The following is a 21,575-nucleotide window of genomic DNA, read 5'->3' as shown; positions in this document are numbered from 1 at the left end:
GCGCGCACTACGCGGCCGCGACGCCCGGCGCGCACGGCTTCGGCCTCGCGATGGCGCTCGTGCCGCCGCTGCTGCTCGCGCTCGGCGCGGCGCTGCGCTCGCCGCGTCGCATCTGGTTCGTGCCGGCGTGGCTGCTTGCCGCCACCGTGCTGTGGGCCGCGCGCGTGCCGCTCGCCCGGCATTTCGAATGGGGCCTGTATCTGGAACACGCGAGCTTCAACCTCGCGATGGCGCTGCTGTTCGGCCGCACGCTCGCGGCCGGCCAGGTGCCGCTGTGCACGCGCTTCGCGACGATGATCCACGGCACGATCACGCCGGCCGTCGCACGCTACACGCGGCAGATCACGCTCGCGTGGACGCTGTTCTTCGTCGCGATCGCCGCCGTGTCGACGCTGCTGTTCGCGACCGCGCCGATCGTCACGTGGTCGACGTTCGCGAACTACCTGTCGCTGCCGCTCGTCGCCGTGATGTTCGCCGCCGAGCATGCGTGCCGGCGCTTCGCACTGCCGCACGAACCGCGGCCGCGCATGATCGATGCGGTGCGCGCGTATCGCGCGACGACGCACACATCGCAGGCGTCACGATGAATTCACGGCCGGTGCGGCGCCGCCACGCGGCGCGCCGGCTTTCGCTCCCGTTTTGACCGATTTATGCCGACTCACCCGCTGGTTTTCCATTCATCGCCGGACCAGACGATCGCCTGGCGCGACGGCGCGCCCGTCACCGTGCGCGCGTTCGTCGCCGACGTCGCGCGCGTGGCCGCCGCGCTGCCCGCCGGCGGCCACGTGTTCAACGTGTGCCGCGACCGCTACCGCTTCGCGGTCAGCCTGTGCGCCGCGCTCGTTGCCGGCAAGATCAGCCTGCTGCCATCGACGCACACGCCGGAAATGGTCCGCCAGCTGGCGTCGTTCGCGCCCGACGCGTTCTGCCTGCACGACGCGCCCGACTGCGCGATCGACCTGCCGCGCTTCGCGTACCCCGACGCCGCCCCCGGCGAACTCGCGAGCGATGCGCCGTTCGCCGTGCCGCAGATCGATGCGGCGCGGATCATGGCCTACGTGTTCACATCCGGCTCGACCGGCGCGCCGGTGCCGCACCGCAAGACCTGGGGCTTCCTGGTCGGCTGCGTGCGCGCGGCGGCCGACCGCCTCGGGCTGCTCGACGGCCGCGCGGCCACGCTGATCGGCACGGTGCCCGCGCAGCACATGTACGGCTTCGAGTCGACGGTGCTGCTCGCGCTGATCGGCGGCCTCGCGTTCAGCAACCGCCAGCCGTTCTACCCGGTCGACATCCGCGACGAACTCGACGCGATCCCGCAGCCGCGTGTGCTCGTCACGTCGCCGATTCACCTGCGTGCGCTGCTGGCAGCCGGCCATGCGCTGCCGCCCGCGGCGCTCGTGCTGTCGGCCACCGCGCCGCTGTCGGAAAAGCTCGCATGCGAAGCCGAGGCCGCGCTCGACGCGCCGCTCGTCGAAATCTACGGCAGCACCGAAACCGGCCAGATCGCCACCCGCCGCACGTCGCAAGGCGCGACGTGGGCGTTGTTCCCGGGCATCCGGCTCGACCCGCGCGACGCACCGGAGAGCGACGACGGCGAGCCGACGATCTGGGTGTCGGGCGGGCACGTCGAAGCACCCGTGCCGATGGGCGATGCGCTCGAACTGCTCGGCGACGGCCGGTTCCTGCTGCACGGCCGCAAGGCCGACCTCGTCAACATCGCCGGCAAGCGCACGTCGCTCGCGTACCTGAACCATCAGCTCAATGCGATTCCGGACGTGATCGACGGCGTGTTCTTCATGCCCGACGAAGTCGCACCGGCGCACGCCGACGCGAGCCTCGAACCGGTCACGCGCCTCGTCGCGCTGGTCGTCGCGCCGACGCTCGCGGCCGCCGAGCTGCAGCGCGCGCTGCGCGAGCGGATCGATCCCGCGTTCATGCCGCGCCCGCTCGTGTTCGTCGACGCGCTGCCGCGCAACGAAACGGGCAAGCTGCCGCGCGACGTGCTCGCCGCGCTCGTTGCGCAACATGCGCGCGCCGCGGCCGCGCCGACGCCCGTGCGCGACCCGGCCGGCACGCCCGCGCCCGCGCTCGAGTTCACGATCCCCGCCGATCACCCGGCACTGCCCGGCCACTTCCCCGGCCACCCGGTCGTGCCGGGCGTCGTGCTGCTCGATCACGCGATCCATGCGATCGGCACGGCGCTTAACCGCCCGCTGCACACGTGGCGGCTCGGTTCCGCTAAATTCCTGAGCCCGGTCGCCCCCGGCGAACCGCTCGAGCTCACGTTCGACCCGGCCGCCAGCGGCGCGATCCGCTTCACGCTGCGCACCGGGGCGCGCGAGGTCGCGAGCGGCGTGCTGTCCGCGCCGCCGGCCGTGCAGGAAGGCGCGCAGCCATGAAGCGCACCGCGTGGGCCGAACGCCAGGAGCGCAGCAATGCGGGCTTGCTGCGCGCGATGACGTGGATCTCGCTGCGCTTCGGCCGGCAGCGCGCGCGTGTCGTGCTGCACCTGATCGCGACGTATTTCGTGCTGTTCTCGCCGGTCGCGTGCGCGGCGTCGCGCGACTACCTGCGCCGCGTGCTCGGCCGCCCCGCGCGCTGGCGCGACGTGTACCGGCACGTGTTCACGTTCGCGGCGACGATCCACGACCGCATCTACCTGATGAACGGGCGCTTCGACCTGTTCGACATCCGGCTGCACGGCGAGACGCTTGTCGATGACGCGCTCGCGGGCGGACGCGGCGCGTTCCTGATGGGCGCGCATCTCGGCAGCTTCGAGGTCGTGCGCGCGATCGGCCGCACGCACCCGGACCTGCGCGTCGTCGTGACGATGTACGAGAAGAACGCGCGCAAGATCAACGCGACGCTCGCCGCGGTGAACCCCGCCGCGCAGCCGGAAGTGATTCCGCTCGGGCAGGTCGACTCGATGCTGAAGGTACGCGAGCGCCTCGACGCAAACTGCATGGTCGGCATGCTCGCCGACCGCACGCTGCTCGACGAGTCTGCCGCGTCGCTGCGGCGGCTGCCGCTACTCGGCGCGCCGGCCGCGTTTCCGCTCGGGCCGCTCTACATGGCCGCGATGTTGAAGCGGCCGGTGATCTTCATGACGGGCCTCTATCGCGACGGCAACCGCTACGATGTGCACTTCGAGACGCTCGCCGACTTCTCCGACGTGCGGCGCGACGCGCGCGCGGCGGCCGTCGACGCGGCACTCGCGCGCTACGTCGCGCTGCTCGACCAATACTGCCGCGCGGCACCGTACAACTGGTTCAACTATTTCGATTTCTGGCAAGGCGGCGATGCCGCGGCTGCGCGCAGCGACGCGGCGCGCGCCGGTGCCGGCCTGTCCGCCACGAGGGATTCCGACGCATGACCGCCGTTCGCCGCCGCCTGCCCACGCTCCCGTCCGTGCTGCATCGTGCCGTCCGCACGCTGGCCGTCGCCGTCGCGGCAACCGCCGCTGCGATCGCGCTGACGGCCACGCCCGCGCAGGCGGCCGACGCGGGGGCGCCATGGAGCCTCGACCGGCTGATGTCGACGCTCGCGCAGCACAAGTCGGGGCGTGCGACGTTCACCGAGACCAAATACCTGTCGATCGCGACGCAGCCGGTCGAATCGTCCGGCGAGCTCGTGTTCGTCGCGCCCGACCATCTCGAGAAGCACACGCTGAGCCCGAAGCCCGAACACCTCGTCGTCGACGGCGACATGCTCACCGTCGAACGCAACAACCGCAAGTACACGCTCGCGCTCGCGCGCTACCCGGAACTCGGCGCGTTCATCGACAGCATCCGCGCGACGCTCGCCGGCAACCGCTTCGCGCTCGAACAGGTGTACAAGGTTGCGCTCGCCGGACGCGGCGACGACTGGACGCTGACGCTCACGCCGCTCGACTCGCGGATGCTGAAGGTCGTCAGCACGATCACGCTCGACGGCACGCGCGACGTGTTGCGCAGCGTCGCGATCCGGCAGGCCGACGGCGACCGTTCGGTGATGCGCCTGCAACCCGTTCCCGCGAACCCGAACTGATGGACGAACGCACCCGGCCCTCGTCGTCACCGGTCGCGCGCCGCCTGCACACGCTGCGGCAGCGTGCTGTGCTCGTGTGGCTGCTCGCGCTTCTCGCGTGCGGCGTCGCGATCGGGCGCGCCCACTTCACGGCCGACCTGTCCGCCTTCCTGCCGAGCGCGCCGAGCGCCGGGCAGCGCGTGCTCGTCGATCAGTTGCGCGACGGTATCGTGTCGCGGCTGATCCTCGTCGCGATCGACGGCGGCGATGCCGCCACGCGCGCCACGCTGTCGCGACGCGTCGCCGGCGCGCTGCGCACCGATCCGCAGTTCGCGGCCGTTCACAACGGCGAAGCCGCGAACGACGCGCGCGACCGCCAGTTCATCTTCGATCACCGCTACTTGCTCAGCCCCGCCGTCACGCCGCAGCGCTTCAGCGCCGCCGGCCTGCATCAGGCGCTCGGCGACAGCCTCGACCTGCTGAGCTCGTCGGCCGGCCTCGTGGCCAAGGCGATGCTGCCGCGCGACCCGACCGGCGAAGTCGCCACGCTCGTCGACCAGCTCGACAGCGCGGCCGAACCGGCGAGCCGCGACGGCGTGTGGGCGTCGCGCGACGGCACGCGTGCCGTGCTCGTCGTGCAGACGGCCGCCGCCGGTTCCGATACCGACGCGCAGGCCCGCGCGATCGACACGGTGCGCCGCGCGTTCGCCGCCGCGACGCAGGCCGTGCCGAACGCGGCCGCGACTACGCTCGCGATGACGGGCCCCGGCGTGTTCTCGGTCGACACGCGCGACACGATCCGGCACGACGTCGAACGGCTGTCGACGGCGAGCGTCGTGCTGATCGTCGCGCTGCTGCTGACGCTGTACCGTTCGCCGCGCACGCTCGCACTCGGCTTGCTGCCGGTGCTGACGGGCGTCGCGGCGGGAATCGCGGCGGTCAGCCTCGCGTTCGGCACGGTCCACGGGCTGACGCTCGGCTTCGGCACGACGCTGATCGGCGAAGCCGTCGACTATTCGATCTACCTGTTCGTGCAATCGGCGCAGGCCGGCACGCGCGGCGCGGCGCGCCCGGCCGACGCGACGCGCGCATGGGTCGCCGCGTACTGGCCGACGATCCGGCTCGGCGTGCTGACCTCCGTGTGCGGGTTCGCGTCGATGCTGTTCTCCGGCTTCCCGGGCCTCGTGCAGCTCGGGCTGTATTCGATCGTCGGGCTGACGGCCGCCGCGCTCGTCACGCGCTTCGTGCTGCCGCACCTGCGCGGCGAACATGTCGCGATCCGCGACGTGTCGCGGGTCGGCGCCGTACTCGCGCGCGCGGCCGACGCCGCACCGCGGCTGCGCTGGCCGCTCGCCGTGCTGGTGATCGCCGCGGGCGCGACGCTCGTGCTGCATCGCGACGGCCTGTGGAGCCGCGAACTCGCCGCGCTGAGCCCCGTGCCGGCGCAAGCGCAGGCACTCGACGCGCGGTTGCGCGCCGATGTCGGCGCACCCGACGTGCGCTACCTCGTCGTGATTTCCGCCTCGACCGAACAGGCCGCGCTCGAAGGCGCCGAAAAAGTGGCCGCGCAATTGCAGCCGCTCGTCGACCGGGGCGCGCTCGCCGGCTTCGAAAGCCCCGCGCGCTACCTGCCGAGCGACGCCGCGCAGCGCGCGCGCCTGGCCAGCCTGCCGGATGCCGATGCGCTCGCCGGGCGGATGCACGATGCCGTCGCGAACCAGCCGATCGCGGTCAAGCCCGACCTGTTCGCGCCGTTCATCGCCGATGTCGAGGCCGCGCGCCACGCACCGCTGCTTGCGCGCGCGGACTTGCACGGCACGTCGATGGCGCTCGCCGTCGATGCGCTGCTGACCGAACGTGACGGCCGCTGGAGCGCGATGCTGCCGCTGCGCGCGCGGGACGCCGCCCGCACCGCGCAACCGGCATCGAGTCTCGATGCCACGCCGATTCGCGCGGCCGTCGCGCGCGCGGGCGTGCCCGATGCGCTGTTCGTCGACATGAAAGCCGAAGCCGATCGCCTGTACGTGAGCTACGTGCACGAGGACATCCGGCTGTCGCTCGCGGGTTTTGCCGCGATCGCCGTGCTGTTGCTGATCGCACTGCGCTCGCCGCGCCGCGTCGTGCGCGCGCTCGCGCCGCTCGTCGCGGCCGTGCTGGTCGTGACGGCCGGATTCGTGCTCGCCGGCGTGCAACTGACAATCCTGCATCTCGTCGGGATGCTGCTGATCGTCGCGGTCGGCTCGAACTACGCGCTGTTCTTCTGCAAGCGCGACGACGCGCAGCCCGTCACGCCCTACACGCTCGTGTCGCTGCTGATCGCGAACCTCGCGACGGTCGCCGGCTTCGGGCTGCTCGCGCTGTCGCGCGTGCCGCTGCTCGAAACCTTCGGGCTGACCGTCGGCCCGGGCGCGATGCTCGCGCTTGCGTTCGCGGCGATTCTCGCGCCGCGCGCGACTGAGGTCGCGGCCGTCAACCATCATCAAGGAAGCCGCGCATGAACGCGCCGTCGTCCGTTCCATCGCGACCGCCCGGCGACACGCGCCGCTGGAAACCCACGCCGCTGATCGCGGGCACGGCCGCGCTGCATGCAGGCGCGGCCGCCGCCGTCGTTGCGCAACCGGCCACGTGGCCGTGGGCCGTCGGCGGCGTGGTCGCGTCGCATCTCGCGCTGACCGCCGCCGGCCTGTGGCCGCGCAGCACGCTGCTCGGGCCGAACTGGACGCGCCTGCCGCCCGGTGCCGGCCGCCGGATCGCCCTGACGATCGACGACGGCCCGGACCCGGACGTCACGCCGCGCGTGCTCGACCTGCTCGACCGTTACGACGCGCGCGCGACGTTCTTCTGCATCGGCGATCTCGCGCGCCGTCATCCGCGCTGGATCGAGGCGATCGTCGCGCGCGGTCACGTGATCGAGAACCATAGCCAGCGACACCGACACACGTTCTCGCTGTCGGGGCCCGCCGCGCTGCGGCGCGAAATCGCGGCCGCGCAGCAGACGTTGACCGAGCTCGCCGGTACGCGCCCGCTGTTCTTCCGCGCGCCGGCCGGCCTGCGCAATCCATTTCTCGAGCCGGTGCTGTGCGAACTCGGCCTGCAACTCGCGAGCTGGACGCGGCGCGGCTTCGACACGCGCGCGCGCGATGCCGCGACCGTCACGCGCCGCCTGCTGCACGGTCTTGAAGCGCGCGACATCCTGCTCGTGCACGACGGCCACGCGGCGCGCGACGCACGCGGCGAACCGGTCGTGCTCGACGTGCTGCAAGCGGTGCTGCGCGCGGCCGCCGACGCGCAGTTGCACTGGACCACGCTGCGCGCGGCGCTCGCGCCGGAACTGCCCGGCAGGCCGGGCGAGCCGGCCGGTTCGGCACCCCCGTTTGATAAAATCTGACCTCGAACGGCGCGCCTGCCAGCCCTGCTGCGGCGCCCGTTCCGGCCACCGGATGCGACCCTCGTGAAACCTCTCCTGCTCTCGCACTTCACCGCCACCAGCTGCATCGGCCGCGGCCTCGATGCGACCCTCGATGCGCTGCGCCACGCGCGCGGCGGGCTCACGCGCTGCGACTTCGAGCGTGCGGATCTCGACACGTGGATCGGCGCAGTGGACGGCGTCGACGCGCAGCCCGTGCGTGCCGACCTCGCCGACTTCGAGTGCCGCAACAACCGCCTCGCGCAGCTCGGCCTCACGCAGGACGGCTTCGACGCAAGCGTCGCGGCGGCCGTCGCGCGCTACGGCGCGGCGCGCGTCGGCGTGTTCATCGGCACGAGCACGGCCGGCATCCTCGAAACCGAGCACGCGTACCAGCGCCGCGATCCGGCGAGCGGCGCGCTGCCAGCCGACTTCCGCTACGCACACACGCACAACCCGTATTCGCCGGCCGCATTCGTGCGCGCGTTTTTCGCGCTGCGCGGGCCGGCGATGGCGATCTCGTCCGCGTGCTCTTCCGGCGCGAAGGTGTTCGGCTCCGCGCGCCGCATGATCGAGGCAGGCTTGATCGACGCGGCCGTCGTCGGCGGCGTCGATTCGCTGTGCCTGACGACGCTGTACGGCTTCAATTCGCTCGAACTGCTGTCACGCCAGCCGTGCCGGCCGTTCGACGTCGCGCGCGACGGCATCTCGATCGGCGAGGCCGCCGCGTTCGCGCTCGTCGAACGCGTGCCCGACCGGCCCGCCGCACTCGACGCCGACGCGATCCTGCTGCTCGGCATCGGCGAATCGAGCGACGCACATCACATGTCGTCGCCGCATCCGGATGGGCTCGGCGCGCGCGTCGCGATCGAGCAGGCGCTCACGTCCGCCGGCCTCGGCGCGACCGACATCGACTACGTGAACCTGCACGGCACCGCGACGCCGAGCAACGACGCGGCCGAAAGCCGTGCGATCGGCGCGCTGTTCGCCAGCACGCCGTGCAGTTCGACGAAGGGGGCGACCGGCCATACGCTCGGCGCGGCGGGCGCGCTCGAGGCGGTCGTCGCCGCGCTCGCGCTGCGCGCGCAGTTCATGCCGGCCGGCGTCAACACGACGCAACCCGACCCGGCCCTCGCCGCCGACTACGTGCTCGCGAGCCGCGATGCGCGCGTACGCGCCGTCCTCTCCAATTCGTTCGGCTTCGGCGGCACGAATTGCAGCCTGATCCTCGGCCGCGCCGACCACGCCCGCCGTTGAGGCCCGCCATGACACTCACCGCCTTCATCGAAAGCATCGGCCTCGTCGGCCCCGGACTGCCCCACTGGCCGCACGCGGCCGACGTGCTCGCGGGCCGCACGCCGTATGCGCCGGCCCGCACCGAACTGCCGCCGCCGGCCGGCCTGCCGTCGGCCGAACGGCGCCGCACGGGCCCCGTCGTGCGCGTGGCGCTCGCGGCCGGCCACGAAGCCGTAGCCGCGAGCGGACGCGACGCCGCGACGCTCGCGACCGTGTTCAGCGCGTCGGGCGGCGACGGCCAGAATTGCCACGCGATCTGCGAGACCCTTGCCGGCGACGATCGCCAGCTGTCGCCGACGCGCTTCCACAACTCCGTGCACAACGCGCCGGCCGGCTACTGGAGCATCGCGACCCGCGCGATGGCGACGTCGAACGTGCTGTGCGCGCACGACGGCAGCTTTGCCGCGGGCCTGCTCGAAAGCCTGTGCCAGGTCGCGGTCGATCGCGTGCCGACGCTGCTGATCGCGTACGACACCGACTATCCGGAACCGCTGCGCGCGGTGCGGCCGATCGGCGACGCATTCGGCGTGGCGCTCGTGCTCGCGCCCGACGCAAGCGAACGCGCGCTCGCCCGCATCGACGTGCAACTCACCGACGCGCCCGCCACGACGCTCGCGCATGCCGAACTCGACGCGCTGCGCGCCAGCAATCCGGCCGCGCGCGTGCTGCCGCTGCTCGATGCACTCGCCGCGCAGCGTTCGACACGCGTCGTGCTCGACTACCTCGCCGACACACGCGTGCAGGTCGATGTCGCGATGCCGGATACGTTCACGGAGCGTGCGTGATGACCGCGACGATCCCGCTCGCGCCGCCGCTCGACCACGCGTGGATCGCCGCGCACATTCCGCACGACGGCGCGATGTGCGTGCTCGAGACGGTCGATGCGTGGAATGCCGACCGCATCCGCTGCACCGCGACGAGCCACCGCGATCCGCACAACCCGCTGCGCACGCACGGCCGGCTCGCATCGGTCTGCGGCATCGAATACGCGGCGCAAGCGATGGCCGTGCACGGCGCGCTGCTCGTTACGCACGACGCGCGCCCGCGTGTCGGCTATCTCGCGAGCGTGCGCAACGTCGATGCGTTCGTCGACCGGCTCGACACGTTCGCGCAGCCGCTCGTCGTCGAAGCGGAGCGCGTGAGCGGCGACGCCCGCTCGGTGCTGTACGGCTTCGCGCTGCGCTGCGGCGAGCGCGTGCTGCTGTCCGGCCGCGCGGCAGTGATGCTCGACGCGTCGGCAGCCGGCACGTTTCGCCCGGCCCCAGCCGGCAATGCGCATCGTCGATGAAGCCGCTTACTCAAGAGAAGGAAACCTGGTCGTGAAAATTCGTCAGTTCATTGGGACCGCGCTCGTTCTGGCGCTGATCAGCCCGATCGCGCACGCGGACATGTCGGAAGTGAAGCAGGACATCAAGCGCGATTCGAAGGAAGCTGCGCACAAGACCGGCGAGGCGGCCCGCAGCTTCGGCCACGCGACCGCGAGCGCCGCGAAGGCGGTCGGGCACGGGGTCGCACACGCGTCGCGCGAAGGCTGGGATGCCACCAAGCGCACGACGAAGCGGATCTTCCACAAGAACGACTCGGGCGAGTCGGGTGGAAAGAGCGATTGATCAAGGGCATCGCGCGCCTCGCCTATGGCATGCGCGCGATGCGTGACCGCTCGTCAATCGTGACGCGTCACTACCGCAATGCGGTCGTCAACGCGCGCCGCGCAGGCGGCGTGCCGGCCAGGCCCGCACACGCGCGAAGCACCTGCCGTACGCGACGAGCCAGCAATCGCGATGATCGAAGTTCCGCAGCAGCCGCGCACGGCGCCGCTCGAGCCAGTAGAGCGAGATCGCCATCGTCAGCGCGACGGCCAGTGCCGTGCCGCCGATCGCGAGTCCCATCCAGGTGTCGCCCATGCCTTCTCCGGAATGCAAAGCCGAAGCGGCGCACCTGCCGCCGCCCTGGCGCTGGATAGTGCGGAACGCGGCCCGGTACGTGCGCGCACGCCGCCGGAGCGCCGGACCGCCGCGCCACTGCGCGTCAGTGCATGTGCTGCCCGCCGTTGATCGCGATGTTGGAGCCCGTCACGAAGCCGGCCTCCTCCGAGCACAGGTAAGCGACCAGCGCCGCAACTTCCTCGGGCTTGCCGAGCCGGCCCGCCGGAATCTGCGGGAGGATCTTCGAGTCGAGGATGTCCTGCGGGATCGCCGTGACCATCTTCGTCGCGAGGTAGCCCGGCGACACCGTGTTCACCGTCACGCCCTTGCGCGCGATTTCGAGTGCGAGCGATTTCGTGAAGCCGTGCATGCCCGCCTTCGCGGCCGCGTAGTTGGTCTGGCCGACCGAGCCTTTGGAGCCGTTCACCGACGAGATGTTGACGATGCGGCCCCAGCCGCGCTCGACCATGCTTTCGCAGACCGGCTTCGTCATGTTGAACACGGAATCGAGGTTGGTGCGGATCACCGCATCCCAGTTGACCTTGTCGAGCTTGCGCAGCGTCATGTCGCGCGTGATGCCCGCGTTGTTCACGAGAATGTCGACCGGGCCGACGTCCCGCACGATCTTCTCGATGCATTGCTGGCACGAATCGTGATCGGCCACGTCCACCGGGTACGCGTGGAACTCGCGGCCGGCCGCATGCATCTCGGTCAGCCAGCGGTCCGCGCCGGTGTTGTTCGGCGAATACGTGACGACTACCCGGTGGCCCGCGTCGTTCAACCTGATGCTGACCGCTTCGCCGAGGCCGCCCATTCCACCAGTCACAACTGCAATTCGCTTAGTCATCCTATAAATTACCGACAGAAAAGTAATCGATGAAGGCGGGGCGACGGCATCGCACCTGCTGCCGCCCCGCCGCTTCGATGCGAGCCGCCCGCATCGCGGGCGCGGCACGCACCGGCACCTCGCGCTTGTTGTTCACGGCTTGTTGTGCGCGAAAACCGCTTCGCCCGCATGCGGCGCCGGCAGGCGCCACACGCGGGACGTGTGTCAGGCCCTGCTCACGCGCGCTCGACCGCGAGCGCGACGCCCATCCCGCCGCCGATGCACAGCGACGCCAGCCCGCGCTTCGCGTCGCGCTTGGCCATCTCGTGCAGCAGCGTCACCAGGATCCGGCAGCCCGACGCGCCGATCGGGTGCCCGATCGCGATCGCCCCGCCGTTCACGTTCACCTTCGACGTGTCCCAGCCCATCTGCTTGTGCACCGCCAGCGCCTGCGCCGCAAATGCCTCGTTGATCTCCATCAGGTCCAGGTCGCCCGGCGTCCAGCCCGCGCGCTCCAACGCACGGCGCGACGCCGGCACCGGGCCCATCCCCATCACGCTCGGATCCACGCCCGCGTTCGCGTACGCCTTGATCCGCGCCAGCGGCGTCAGACCCAGCGCCGCCGCCTTTTGCGCCGACATCACCAGCACCGCCGCCGCGCCGTCGTTCAGCCCCGACGCGTTCGCCGCCGTCACCGAGCCGTCCTTCGAGAACGCCGGCTTCAGCCCGGCCAGCGAGTCCGCCGTCACGCCGTGACGCACGAATTCATCGGTGGCGAACTGCAGCGGCTCGCCCTTGCGTTGCGGAATCGCCACCGGCACGATCTCGTCGTCGAAGCGACCGGCCTTCTGCGCGGCTTCCGCCTTGTTCTGCGACAGCGCCGCGAATGCGTCCTGCTCTTCGCGCGTGATCCCGTATTCCTTCGCGACGTTCTCCGCCGTGATGCCCATGTGGTATTGGTTGTACACGTCCCACAGGCCGTCGACGATCATCGTGTCGACCAGCTTCGCATCGCCCATCCGGAAGCCGTCGCGCGAGCCCGGCAGCACGTGCGGCGACGCGCTCATGTTCTCCTGGCCGCCCGCGATCACGATCTCCGCGTCGCCCGCGACGATCGCGTTCGCCGCCAGCATCACGGCCTTCAGGCCCGAGCCGCACACCTTGTTGATCGTCATCCCCGGCACGGCCGTCGGCAGCCCGGCCTTGATCAGCGACTGGCGCGCCGGGTTCTGGCCCGAGCCCGCCGTCAGCACCTGACCCATGATCACTTCGCTGACCTGCTCGGGCTTCACGCCCGCACGCTCCAGCACCGCGCGGATCACCGTCGCGCCCAGCTCCGGCGCCGCAATCTTCGCAAGCGAACCGCCGAATTTGCCGACCGCGGTCCGCGCGGCCGATACGATCACTACATCCGTCATGTCCAGTTCCTGCATTGAAATCAGTTCGTCGTTCCGACACCGGCTCTGACACCGGCGCGAGCCGGCCTCGGCTGGCGCTCGCGCATCCCGGGCCATCCGGCGCGAGAGCGGTCGCACGCCGCCGTACGGGCGAGCGGCACCCGTTCGCACGGACGGCACACCGGTACGGCTCGCCGGGTCACCGGCGCGTTGCGGCAAACCGGACGTTCGCCGAACGCCACGCGGCACACGCGGCGTCCGGCGCCATCCGGCGCCGATCAATCGTGTCGCGCGCGTGCGCGACACGTGCTTGCGTGGCTACGCGATTACGAAGCCGATTCGCGTGCGGCTGCTGCGTCCTTGCGTGCGGCGGCAGCCGTTTGCTTCGCGCCGCGCGTTGCCGTTTCGCTGACCGCATCGAAGCCGCTCTGGGCCGCTTCGATCGCCTGGCCCGTCGCTGCGCGCACGGAGTCGGCTGCGGCCGTCGCCGCGGACAGCGCCGAGTTCAGCGCGGCCACCACCGGCGCCGAGCCGGCCGGTGCATGCTTCGACAGCTCGCCCAGCACGTCCTTCAGGCGCTTGTCGTTCTGTTCGTATTGCGCTTGCGCGACCTTTGCCCATTCGGACTGCGTCGACACCGCGATGTCGAACAGATGGCGGCCATACGACACGGCCTTGCCGGCCGCTTCCTGCGGCGCGGCGACCTGCTGGGCGAAACCCGCGGCCGGATTGCTGCTGTTGAACGCGTTCTTCAGCTTGTCCTCATATTCCTCGAGCGCCGTCCGGGCCGCTTGCAGGTTGAGTTCGACGACAGCCTCGAAACCTTGGATCGCCGGACGGGCAATCGCGAACCACGCGGCGATACCGGATTGATATTCGGCGTTGAGTTTTTCGGGGGCAAATACGGACATCGGGCACGCTCCTGTTAGCAATGCGAGAGACGACGTAAAGAAAATTGGAAGCCGGATCGACAGCAGACTTCCTTATTGACAACCCGTCACTTATTTGAGTACGGGAAGTTGAAGGAGCCCATTCTAGATCGATTAATTGTCAATTAAATGGCATTAATACTAGGTGTAAACCCTTATTTATATTCGAGGCGACCGCTGGAACGCGCGATGCGCCGATAGCGCAGACAAAAAACGCATACCCCTCTGTCCCGCAATGTATTTTTACCTTTTTACAGGATAGCGGATCATGACGTCGCGCAACATTTACCAATCCATTATTCCATTTATTAGAAAACCGGGACGTATTGAAAATGGAGCGGTCGCTTATGTAATCGTTTTTTTCTGGATTTATTATGAAACCGTTTCCGCGATTATTAATGACGGGATCAATGATCGGATGAATTGCGGGTCGTAATGGAAAACGGCCGCGTGATGCAGCCGCGTCTCCAGCGGGCAGGCGCGAAATCAGCCGGCCAGTTCGCGATGCAGCGCGAGGAACTCCTGCGCGAGCTTGTGCCCGGGTTCCAGATGGATCACCGGCTTCGACTGCTGATGCGACTCGCGGATCTTCACCGACGCCGACAGCCTCGACGCGAGCACCGGCAGCCCTTCTTCGACGAGCTCGTCGACCAGCCGCTGCGGCAGGCTCGCCCGCGGCTGGAACTGGTTGATCACGATCCCTTCCACCTCGAGCGCCGCGTTGTGGTCCTGCTGGATTTCCTTCACGTTCTCGAGCAGCGTGTACAGCGCGCGGCGCGAGAAATCGTCGCAGTCGAACGGGATCAGGCAGCGCTCGACCGCGATCAACGCGGAGCGCGTATAGAAATTCAGCGCGGGTGGCGTGTCGATGTACACGGCGTCGTAGGTGTCGAGCTCGTTCAGCGCGTCGCGCAGCTTGTAGATCTTGTAACGCGATTCGAGCTTGCCGTGCAGCGTGTCGAGATCCGGATGCGCGGGCATCACGTCGAGCCCTTCGAACGGGGTCGGATGGATGAACGATGCGACGTCGACCGGACGGAAGTTGAAGGTCAGCGCGGTTTCGAAGAAATCGGCGACGCCCGGCTGCGCGTCGGCCGCGGCATCGCCGAGCAGGTAGCGTGTGGAGTTCGCCTGCGCATCGAGGTCGATGACGAGCGTGCGCAGCCCTTCGCTCGCGCTGATCGCCGCCAGGTTGCAGACGATCGTCGATTTGCCCACGCCGCCTTTCTGGTTGAATACGACCCGCCGCATGGTGTCCCCTCGATCGAACGTCGAAAGAACCAGCTTAGCCGGTCAATCATGGCGGCCGCGTGACGCAGGTCGAATTGCGTGCGACTGTGTACGGCACGCATCAGCTGCGCGGCAGGGCCCCCGACACGTACCGGTTGCCAGGCACGCACCACCGCCACGGAAGATCCTGGCCGACGCGAATGCCGATGCGCGGCCCGCCCGCCAGATTCGCGGGCGGCGCCATGCCGTCGTCGACGATCGCGAACCCTTCGCGCGCATCGACCAGATCGACGCCGTCCTGCGCGCCGCCGATCCCCATCGCCTGGGTCAGCCGCGCCGGCCCGCGGCACAGGTCGCGATCGGGCGTCTGCGGCGGCCGCGCCGCCTGCATCTGCTCGAGTCCGTGCAGCGGCTCCAGTGCGCGAATCAGCACACCCGTACCCGTGCCGTCCGGGCCGCACACACAGTTGCAGCACCAGTGCATGCCATACGTAAAATAGACGTACAGGTACCCCGGCGGCCCGAACATCGTCGCATTGCGCGGCGTCCTGCCGCGATAGGTATGCGCGGCCGGGTCGATCGCGCCGGCATAGGCTTCCACTTCGACGATGCGGCCGGCCCGGCCGTCCGCTGCCGCGAGGATCTTGTTGAGCAGTTGCGGCGCGACGTCGGTAGCCACGCGGTCGAAGAACGCACGCGGCAGCACGGAGCCCGGCCAGAGCGAAGCGGGCTTATTGCGCCGCATGCTGCGCCGCCGTCGTCGCGGCCAGATGAAGCTGGCGGTACGCATCGACCAGTTCGTCGAGGCTGAACGCGAGATTTCTCCCGCTCGGATTGGGAAGCACCCAGACACTCGCCCCCTGCATGCGGGCCGGTTGCAGCCCCCAAGCGATTTCGCGCTGCCCCGACAGCGTCGAGTACGCAACCTTGCCGAGAAAAGCGACGAAGCGCGGCTGGTAACGCCCGATCTTCTGCTCGAACGCCGCGGCCGCGGCGACAAATTCCGCGCGCGAAAGCTGATCGGCACTCGCGGTCGGCCGCTTCACCACCGCCGTCAGGCCGCAGCCATACCGGAGTATCGCGTGATCGTCCTGCGGCGAAATTTCCGCCGGCGTGAAGCCCGCGAGATGGATCACGCGCCAGAAGCGGTTGTTTCTCCCCGCGAAGTGATGCCCGGTCGCGGCCGCGGTCAGGCCCGGGTTGATCCCGCAGAACAGCACGTCGAGATGCGGAGCGATGAGGTCGGGGAGTTCGTCAGCCACGGTTTGCCTGGCGCGCAAGAAACATCGACGTAAACGAAACAAGGCCCGAAGACCCGGGCCAAGCAACTGGCTTGACTCGGACATTCGGGCCCATCGTGATGCTGGATGCCGGCTTGCCGATCAGAACGGGATATCGTCGTCCATCTCGTCGAAGCCGCCGCCTGCCGGTGCGCTCGGACGGCTCTGCGCGCCGCCGCCTGCACCGCCACGCGGTGCGCCGCCGGCACGACCGCCGCCGCCACCGCCGCGCTCCATCTGCTCGCCACGGCCGCCGCCGCCACCACCGTAGCCGCCGCCGTAACCGCCTTCGTCACCACCGCCGCCGCCGCCCGCACCGCCGCGGCCGCCGAGCATCTGCATCTGATCCGCGACGATTTCGGTCGAGTAACGATCCTGGCCGTCCTGGCCCTGCCACTTGCGCGTGCGGATGCGGCCCTCGATATAGACCGACGAGCCCTTCTTCAGGTATTCGCTGACGATTTCCGCCAGACGACCGAAGAACGCGACGCGATGCCACTCGGTCATTTCCTTGAAATCGCCGCTCGCCTTGTCCTTGTAACGGTCGGTCGTCGCGAGACGGATGTTCGCAACCGCGTCGCCGCTCGGCAGGTAACGGACTTCAGGATCGGCGCCGAGATTGCCGACGAGGATGACCTTGTTGACGGATGCCATGTGTTTCTCCAGTAAATTCGATGCCGGGCCGCCCGCGCATGCTGTCGGTGCGGCCCGCCGGGCAAGCCGGCGAACGCCGCCGGTGCCTGCCCGAAGTAAGTTCAGGCCTTGCGCGGCGGCGCTTTCATGCTGGCCGCGATTATAAGCCACGCGGCAACGAGCCCTGAGCAGGTGAAGAACACCGTATTGGCGCCACCGTGCTTCAACAGCCAGCCGCCCACGATGCCGCCGAGCGCGAGCCCGATCGACTGCGTGGTGTTGTAGACGCCCGTGGCCGCGCCCTTGCGCGAGCCGGGCGCGAGCTTCGATACGAGCGACGGCTGCGACGCTTCCAGGATGTTGAAACCCAGGAAGTACACGAAAAGAATCGCCGCCACCATCAGGATGGTATGCGGCGCGCTGCCCAACAACAATTGGCCGATCAGGATAGCCAGGATGCCGCCGAGCAGCACCGGCTTCATCTTGCCCCGTTTTTCCGCGACGATGATCGCCGGGACCATCATCACGAATGCGAGCCCCATCACCGGCAGGTAGACCTTCCAGTGCGAGGCGACCGGCAGGCCGCCATCGACCAGCAGGCGCGGCACGACGAGGAACAGCGCCGTCTGCGTCGCATGCAGCACCAGCACGCCGAAGTTCAGGCGCAGCAGTTCGACGTTGTGCAGCACCTCGGCGAACGGTGCCGGCACGTGCACGGGCTTCGCCGCGTCGGGCACGATCCACAGCACGACGCCGATCGCGAGGATCGACAGCACGCCGACGATCGCGAACAACCCGCTCATCCCGACCCAGTGGAACACGATCGGCGCGCCGACGATCGCGACCGCGAACGACACGCCGATCGACCCGCCGACCATCGCCATCGCCTTCGTGCGGTTCTGCTCGGAGGTCAGGTCGGCGATGAACGCGAGCACCGCGGACGACACCGCGCCCATCCCCTGGATCACCCGGCCGACGATGATCCACGTGATGTCGTGCGCGGACGCGGCGACGAAGCTGCCGATCGCGAAGATCACGAGGCCGGTAGCGATCACCGGCTTGCGGCCGAACTTGTCGGACGCCCAGCCGTAGAAGATATAGAACAGCGACTGCGTGACGCCGTAGGCCCCGAGCGCGATACCGACGAGCAGCACGTTGTCGCCGCCCGGGATGGTTTTCGCGTAGACCGAGAACACCGGCATGATCATGAACAGGCCGAGCATGCGCAGCGCGAAGATCGCCGCGAGCGACGTGGTCGCGCGCAATTCGGGCGCGGTCATGCGGGAAGACGTGGCAGACGGATTGGACATCGGGAATGAATTTCGAATGATCGGAATGTCCGCCCGACACCGGGCGGCGGAAGATCAGGACCAGCGGCCCGGGGGCTTGGCGGGCGACACGTCGGGGCAGGATTCAGGCAGCCCGCAGGCCACCCGGAACCACGCGGCGCGGCCGCTTTCCCGGCGCAGGTGCCACCTTGCTGCCACCTGCTGCTAAGGCTGGGGGCCCCAAACGACGGCCTCGAAAAGCCGTTATAGTAGCAGGTTTGGTTCCCTCCATTTTCGCCAGGTTCATGGAACAGATCCGTATCCGTGGGGCACGAACCCACAACCTGAAAAACGTCAATCTCGACCTGCCGCGCCACAAGCTGGTCGTGATTACCGGGTTGTCCGGGTCGGGCAAGTCGTCGCTCGCGTTCGACACCCTTTATGCCGAAGGCCAGCGCCGCTACGTCGAAAGCCTGTCTGCGTATGCCCGCCAGTTCCTGCAACTGATGGAGAAACCCGACGTCGACCTGATCGAAGGCCTGTCGCCCGCGATCTCGATCGAGCAGAAGGCGACGTCCCACAACCCGCGTTCGACCGTCGGCACGGTCACGGAAATCCACGACTACCTGCGACTTTTGTACGCACGTGTCGGCACGCCGTACTGCCCCGACCACGACATCCCGCTTGAAGCCCAGAGCGTGTCGCAGATGGTCGACGCCGCGCTGGCGCTGCCCGAGGAAACCAAGCTGATGATCCTCGCGCCCGTCGTCGCGAACCGCAAGGGCGAGCACGCCGAGCTGTTCGAGGACATGCAGGCGCAGGGTTTCGTGCGTTTTCGCGTGCGCTCGGGCGGCGGCGCCGCGAACGAAGGCATCGCGAAGATCTACGAAGTCGAGTCGCTGCCGAAGCTCAAGAAGAACGACAAGCACACGATCGACGTCGTCGTCGATCGTCTCAAGGTGCGCCCGGACATGAAGCAGCGCCTCGCCGAATCGTTCGAGACGGCGCTGCGCCTCGCCGACGGCCGCGCGATCGCGCTCGAGATGGACACCGACCACGAGCACCTGTTCAGCTCGAAGTTCGCGTGCCCGATCTGCTCGTACTCGCTGCAGGAGCTCGAGCCGCGCCTGTTCTCGTTCAACAACCCGATGGGCGCGTGCCCGGAATGCGACGGCCTCGGCCAGATCACGTTCTTCGACCCGAAGCGGGTCGTCGCGCACCCGTCGCTGTCGCTCGCCGCCGGCGCCGTGAAAGGCTGGGACCGCCGCAACCAGTTCTACTTCCAGATGCTGCAGAGTCTCGCGGCGTTCTACGAATTCGACATCGACGCCGCGTTCGAGGATCTCCCGGAAAAGATCCGGAAGGTGCTGCTGTTCGGCTCGGGCAAGCAGACGATCCCGTTCTCGTACATCAACGAGCGCGGCCGCACGACGATCCGCGAGCACGTGTTCGAAGGGATCATCCCGAACCTCGAGCGCCGCTACCGCGAGACCGATTCGGTCGCGGTGCGCGAAGAACTGTCGAAGTACCAGAACAACCAGCCGTGCCCGTCGTGCGACGGCACGCGCCTGCGCCGCGAAGCGCGCCACGTGCGGATCGGCACGGGCGACTACGCGCGCGGCATCTTTGAAATCAGCGGCTGGCCGCTGCGCGACGCGCTCGGCTATTTCGACGGCCTGACGCTCGACGGCGCGAAGCGCGAGATCGCCGACAAGGTGATCAAGGAAATCGTCGCGCGCCTCACCTTCCTGAACAACGTCGGCCTCGACTACCTGTCGCTCGAGCGCAGCGCCGAAACCCTGTCGGGTGGCGAGGCGCAGCGCATCCGGCTCGCGTCGCAGATCGGCTCGGGCCTCACGGGCGTGATGTACGTGCTCGACGAGCCGTCGATCGGCCTGCACCAGCGCGACAACGACCGCCTGATCTCGACGCTCAAGCACCTGCGCGACCTCGGCAACTCGGTGATCGTCGTCGAGCACGACGAGGACATGATCCGCACGGCCGACTACGTCGTCGACATGGGCCCCGGCGCCGGCGAGCACGGCGGCGTGGTGGTCGCCGAAGGCACGCCGAAGCAGGTGCAGTCGAACCCGCAGTCGCTCACCGGCCAGTACCTGGTCGGCAAGCGCACGATCGAGTATCCGGACGAGCGGATGGCCCCCGATCCCGAGCGGATGCTGCGCATCGTCGACGCGCACGGCAACAACCTGAAGCACGTCGATCTCGAGCTGCCGGTCGGCCTGCTGACCTGCATCACCGGCGTGTCGGGCTCCGGCAAGTCGACGCTGATCAACGACACGCTGTACCACGCGGTCGCGCGCCACCTGTACGGGTCGTCGGCCGAGCCGGCGGCGCACGAGGCGATCGAGGGTCTCGAACACTTCGATAAGGTGATCAACGTCGACCAGTCGCCGATCGGCCGCACCCCGCGTTCGAACCCGGCCACCTACACGGGCCTGTTCACGCCGATCCGTGAACTGTTCTCGGGCGTGCCGACCTCGAAGGAGCGCGGCTACGATCCGGGCCGGTTCTCGTTCAACGTGAAGGGCGGCCGCTGCGAGTCGTGCCAGGGCGATGGCGTGCTGAAGGTGGAAATGCACTTCCTGCCGGACGTCTACGTGCCGTGCGACGTGTGCCACGGCAAGCGCTACAACCGCGAAACGCTCGAAGTGCAGTACAAGGGCAAGAACATCAGCGAAGTGCTCGACATGACCGTCGAGCAAGCGTACGAGTTCTTCAGCGCGGTGCCGGTCATCGCGCGCAAGCTGAAGACGCTGCTCGACGTCGGCCTCGGCTACATCCGCCTCGGCCAGTCGGCCACGACGCTGTCGGGCGGCGAGGCGCAGCGCGTGAAGCTGTCGCTCGAACTCTCCAAGCGCGACACCGGCCGCACGCTGTACATCCTCGACGAGCCGACCACCGGCCTGCACTTCCACGACATCGCGCTGCTGCTCGAGGTGATCCACCGGCTGCGCGACCAGGGCAACACGGTCGTGATCATCGAGCACAACCTCGACGTGATCAAGACGGCCGACTGGGTGATCGACCTCGGCCCCGAAGGCGGTGCCGGCGGCGGCCAGATCATCGCGCAGGGCACGCCCGAGCAGGTCGCGAAGACCAAGGCCAGCTTTACCGGCAAGTACCTCGCGCCGCTGCTCAAGCGCCCGACCCGCAAGGTCGCCGCGGGCTGACGCGTCCCGCCCGCCCCTCCCGCGCGCGGCCGCCCGGCCGCGCGCGCCGCTGCGCACCGTACAACCGGCCTCTTCTCGTTTTCCCTTCTGCGTTTACACCATGCGCCAAACGGCCCCGTTGCGGACCATAATGGCGGCTATACTTTACGGTCGTAAGGTTCGCCGTGCGCACCAATCCGGTGCGGCGCC

At 69.0% G+C, this 21,575-nt stretch carries 20 protein-coding genes; 11 read left to right on the top strand and 9 right to left on the bottom strand.

Annotated features, from left to right (window positions below):
- The 10 genes from BDO18943_RS32260 to BDO18943_RS32215 form a co-directional block, all read left to right on the top strand.
- Positions 1–587, top strand: a 587-nt coding sequence (locus BDO18943_RS32260; protein ID WP_235996246.1) for a COG4648 family protein, incomplete at its 5' end; no start/stop codon positions are given.
- Positions 588–650: 63 nt separating this feature from the next.
- Entirely contained in the window at positions 651–2,399 is a 1,749-nt protein-coding gene (locus BDO18943_RS32255) for an AMP-binding protein (RefSeq protein ID WP_175025470.1), read from the top strand.
- Complete coding sequence (locus tag BDO18943_RS32250; RefSeq protein ID WP_175025469.1) at positions 2,396–3,373, top strand: LpxL/LpxP family acyltransferase; 978 nt, start codon at positions 2,396–2,398, stop codon at positions 3,371–3,373. Before BDO18943_RS32255 ends, BDO18943_RS32250 begins: the two co-directional genes overlap by 4 nt.
- The gene (locus BDO18943_RS32245; protein ID WP_175025468.1) at positions 3,370–4,026 is read left to right on the top strand and encodes an outer membrane lipoprotein carrier protein LolA; all 657 of its coding nucleotides are present in this window, start codon (positions 3,370–3,372) and stop codon (positions 4,024–4,026) included. The genes BDO18943_RS32250 and BDO18943_RS32245 overlap by 4 nt, the downstream gene beginning before the upstream one ends.
- A complete protein-coding gene (locus BDO18943_RS32240) occupies positions 4,026–6,503 on the top strand; it encodes an MMPL family transporter (protein WP_175025467.1) in 2,478 nt (825 codons plus the stop codon). Before BDO18943_RS32245 ends, BDO18943_RS32240 begins: the two co-directional genes overlap by 1 nt.
- Positions 6,500–7,393, top strand: coding sequence for a polysaccharide deacetylase family protein (locus BDO18943_RS32235; protein ID WP_175025466.1), 894 nt, complete (start codon positions 6,500–6,502; stop codon positions 7,391–7,393). The genes BDO18943_RS32240 and BDO18943_RS32235 overlap by 4 nt, the downstream gene beginning before the upstream one ends.
- Before the next feature lie 63 nt (positions 7,394–7,456).
- Positions 7,457–8,668: a beta-ketoacyl-[acyl-carrier-protein] synthase family protein gene (locus BDO18943_RS32230; RefSeq protein WP_175025465.1), complete on the top strand. Its 1,212-nt coding sequence runs from the start codon at positions 7,457–7,459 to the stop codon at positions 8,666–8,668.
- A gap of 8 nt (positions 8,669–8,676) precedes the next feature.
- Entirely contained in the window at positions 8,677–9,492 is an 816-nt protein-coding gene (locus BDO18943_RS32225) for a beta-ketoacyl synthase chain length factor (RefSeq protein ID WP_175025464.1), read from the top strand.
- Positions 9,492–9,995, top strand: a complete 504-nt coding sequence (locus BDO18943_RS32220; RefSeq protein ID WP_175025463.1) for a hotdog family protein — start codon at positions 9,492–9,494, stop codon at positions 9,993–9,995. The genes BDO18943_RS32225 and BDO18943_RS32220 overlap by 1 nt, the downstream gene beginning before the upstream one ends.
- Positions 9,979–10,317: a hypothetical protein gene (locus BDO18943_RS32215; protein ID WP_175025462.1), complete on the top strand. Its 339-nt coding sequence runs from the start codon at positions 9,979–9,981 to the stop codon at positions 10,315–10,317. The genes BDO18943_RS32220 and BDO18943_RS32215 overlap by 17 nt, the downstream gene beginning before the upstream one ends.
- 87 nt (positions 10,318–10,404) lie before the next feature.
- Here BDO18943_RS32215 and BDO18943_RS32210 read toward each other — a convergent pair whose 3' ends face one another.
- The 9 genes from BDO18943_RS32210 to BDO18943_RS32170 form a co-directional block, all read right to left on the bottom strand.
- Positions 10,405–10,611 (bottom strand): hypothetical protein, encoded by a 207-nt coding sequence (locus tag BDO18943_RS32210; RefSeq protein WP_175025461.1) that lies wholly within the window; start codon positions 10,609–10,611, stop codon positions 10,405–10,407.
- Between the two features lie 124 nt (positions 10,612–10,735).
- Complete coding sequence (phbB, locus tag BDO18943_RS32205) at positions 10,736–11,479, bottom strand: acetoacetyl-CoA reductase (RefSeq protein WP_043187380.1); 744 nt, start codon at positions 11,477–11,479, stop codon at positions 10,736–10,738.
- A gap of 215 nt (positions 11,480–11,694) precedes the next feature.
- Positions 11,695–12,876 carry an acetyl-CoA C-acetyltransferase gene (locus BDO18943_RS32200; RefSeq protein WP_175025460.1) on the bottom strand — a complete coding sequence of 394 codons (1,182 nt, stop codon included), beginning with the start codon at positions 12,874–12,876 and terminating at the stop codon, positions 11,695–11,697.
- Positions 12,877–13,181: 305 nt separating this feature from the next.
- Positions 13,182–13,766 carry a TIGR01841 family phasin gene (phaP, locus tag BDO18943_RS32195; RefSeq protein WP_175025459.1) on the bottom strand — a complete coding sequence of 195 codons (585 nt, stop codon included), beginning with the start codon at positions 13,764–13,766 and terminating at the stop codon, positions 13,182–13,184.
- 504 nt (positions 13,767–14,270) lie between these two features.
- Positions 14,271–15,035: a ParA family protein gene (locus BDO18943_RS32190; RefSeq protein ID WP_089451276.1), complete on the bottom strand. Its 765-nt coding sequence runs from the start codon at positions 15,033–15,035 to the stop codon at positions 14,271–14,273.
- Positions 15,036–15,135: 100 nt separating this feature from the next.
- Positions 15,136–15,759 (bottom strand): DNA-3-methyladenine glycosylase, encoded by a 624-nt coding sequence (locus BDO18943_RS32185; protein ID WP_175025458.1) that lies wholly within the window; start codon positions 15,757–15,759, stop codon positions 15,136–15,138.
- The gene (gene mug, locus BDO18943_RS32180) at positions 15,746–16,276 is read right to left on the bottom strand and encodes a G/U mismatch-specific DNA glycosylase (protein WP_175025457.1); all 531 of its coding nucleotides are present in this window, start codon (positions 16,274–16,276) and stop codon (positions 15,746–15,748) included. The genes BDO18943_RS32185 and mug overlap by 14 nt, the downstream gene beginning before the upstream one ends.
- A 120-nt stretch (positions 16,277–16,396) precedes the next feature.
- Positions 16,397–16,948, bottom strand: a complete 552-nt coding sequence (locus BDO18943_RS32175; RefSeq protein ID WP_043187351.1) for a single-stranded DNA-binding protein — start codon at positions 16,946–16,948, stop codon at positions 16,397–16,399.
- A 101-nt stretch (positions 16,949–17,049) separates the two neighbouring features.
- A complete protein-coding gene (locus BDO18943_RS32170; RefSeq protein WP_175025456.1) occupies positions 17,050–18,237 on the bottom strand; it encodes an MFS transporter in 1,188 nt (395 codons plus the stop codon).
- Between the two features lie 263 nt (positions 18,238–18,500).
- On the opposite strand from BDO18943_RS32170, the gene uvrA reads away from it, so the two are divergent.
- Positions 18,501–21,386 (top strand): excinuclease ABC subunit UvrA, encoded by a 2,886-nt coding sequence (gene uvrA, locus BDO18943_RS32165; protein WP_175025455.1) that lies wholly within the window; start codon positions 18,501–18,503, stop codon positions 21,384–21,386.
- Positions 21,387–21,575 lie beyond the last annotated feature (189 nt).

Source organism: Burkholderia aenigmatica (assembly GCF_902499175.1).
Lineage (GTDB): Bacteria > Pseudomonadota > Gammaproteobacteria > Burkholderiales > Burkholderiaceae > Burkholderia > Burkholderia aenigmatica.
The sequence above is the reverse complement of the archived record's forward strand: the minus strand, read 5'-3'. Positions and strand labels throughout refer to the sequence as shown.

Excerpts from the sequence above, each read along its gene's own strand:
- BDO18943_RS32255 (WP_175025470.1), top strand. The coding sequence starts at position 651 with ATGCCGACTCACCCGCTGGTTTTCCATTCATCGCCGGACCAGACGATC.
- BDO18943_RS32250 (WP_175025469.1), top strand. The coding sequence starts at position 2,396 with ATGAAGCGCACCGCGTGGGCCGAACGCCAGGAGCGCAGCAATGCGGGC.
- BDO18943_RS32245 (WP_175025468.1), top strand. The coding sequence starts at position 3,370 with ATGACCGCCGTTCGCCGCCGCCTGCCCACGCTCCCGTCCGTGCTGCAT.
- BDO18943_RS32240 (WP_175025467.1), top strand. The coding sequence starts at position 4,026 with ATGGACGAACGCACCCGGCCCTCGTCGTCACCGGTCGCGCGCCGCCTG.
- BDO18943_RS32235 (WP_175025466.1), top strand. The coding sequence starts at position 6,500 with ATGAACGCGCCGTCGTCCGTTCCATCGCGACCGCCCGGCGACACGCGC.
- BDO18943_RS32225 (WP_175025464.1), top strand. The coding sequence starts at position 8,677 with ATGACACTCACCGCCTTCATCGAAAGCATCGGCCTCGTCGGCCCCGGA.
- BDO18943_RS32220 (WP_175025463.1), top strand. The coding sequence starts at position 9,492 with ATGACCGCGACGATCCCGCTCGCGCCGCCGCTCGACCACGCGTGGATC.
- BDO18943_RS32215 (WP_175025462.1), top strand. The coding sequence starts at position 9,979 with ATGCGCATCGTCGATGAAGCCGCTTACTCAAGAGAAGGAAACCTGGTC.
- BDO18943_RS32210 (WP_175025461.1), bottom strand. The coding sequence starts at position 10,611 with ATGGGCGACACCTGGATGGGACTCGCGATCGGCGGCACGGCACTGGCC.
- phbB (WP_043187380.1), bottom strand. The coding sequence starts at position 11,479 with ATGACTAAGCGAATTGCAGTTGTGACTGGTGGAATGGGCGGCCTCGGC.
- BDO18943_RS32200 (WP_175025460.1), bottom strand. The coding sequence starts at position 12,876 with ATGACGGATGTAGTGATCGTATCGGCCGCGCGGACCGCGGTCGGCAAA.
- phaP (WP_175025459.1), bottom strand. The coding sequence starts at position 13,766 with ATGTCCGTATTTGCCCCCGAAAAACTCAACGCCGAATATCAATCCGGT.
- BDO18943_RS32190 (WP_089451276.1), bottom strand. The coding sequence starts at position 15,035 with ATGCGGCGGGTCGTATTCAACCAGAAAGGCGGCGTGGGCAAATCGACG.
- BDO18943_RS32185 (WP_175025458.1), bottom strand. The coding sequence starts at position 15,759 with ATGCGGCGCAATAAGCCCGCTTCGCTCTGGCCGGGCTCCGTGCTGCCG.
- BDO18943_RS32175 (WP_043187351.1), bottom strand. The coding sequence starts at position 16,948 with ATGGCATCCGTCAACAAGGTCATCCTCGTCGGCAATCTCGGCGCCGAT.
- BDO18943_RS32170 (WP_175025456.1), bottom strand. The coding sequence starts at position 18,237 with ATGTCCAATCCGTCTGCCACGTCTTCCCGCATGACCGCGCCCGAATTG.
- uvrA (WP_175025455.1), top strand. The coding sequence starts at position 18,501 with ATGGAACAGATCCGTATCCGTGGGGCACGAACCCACAACCTGAAAAAC.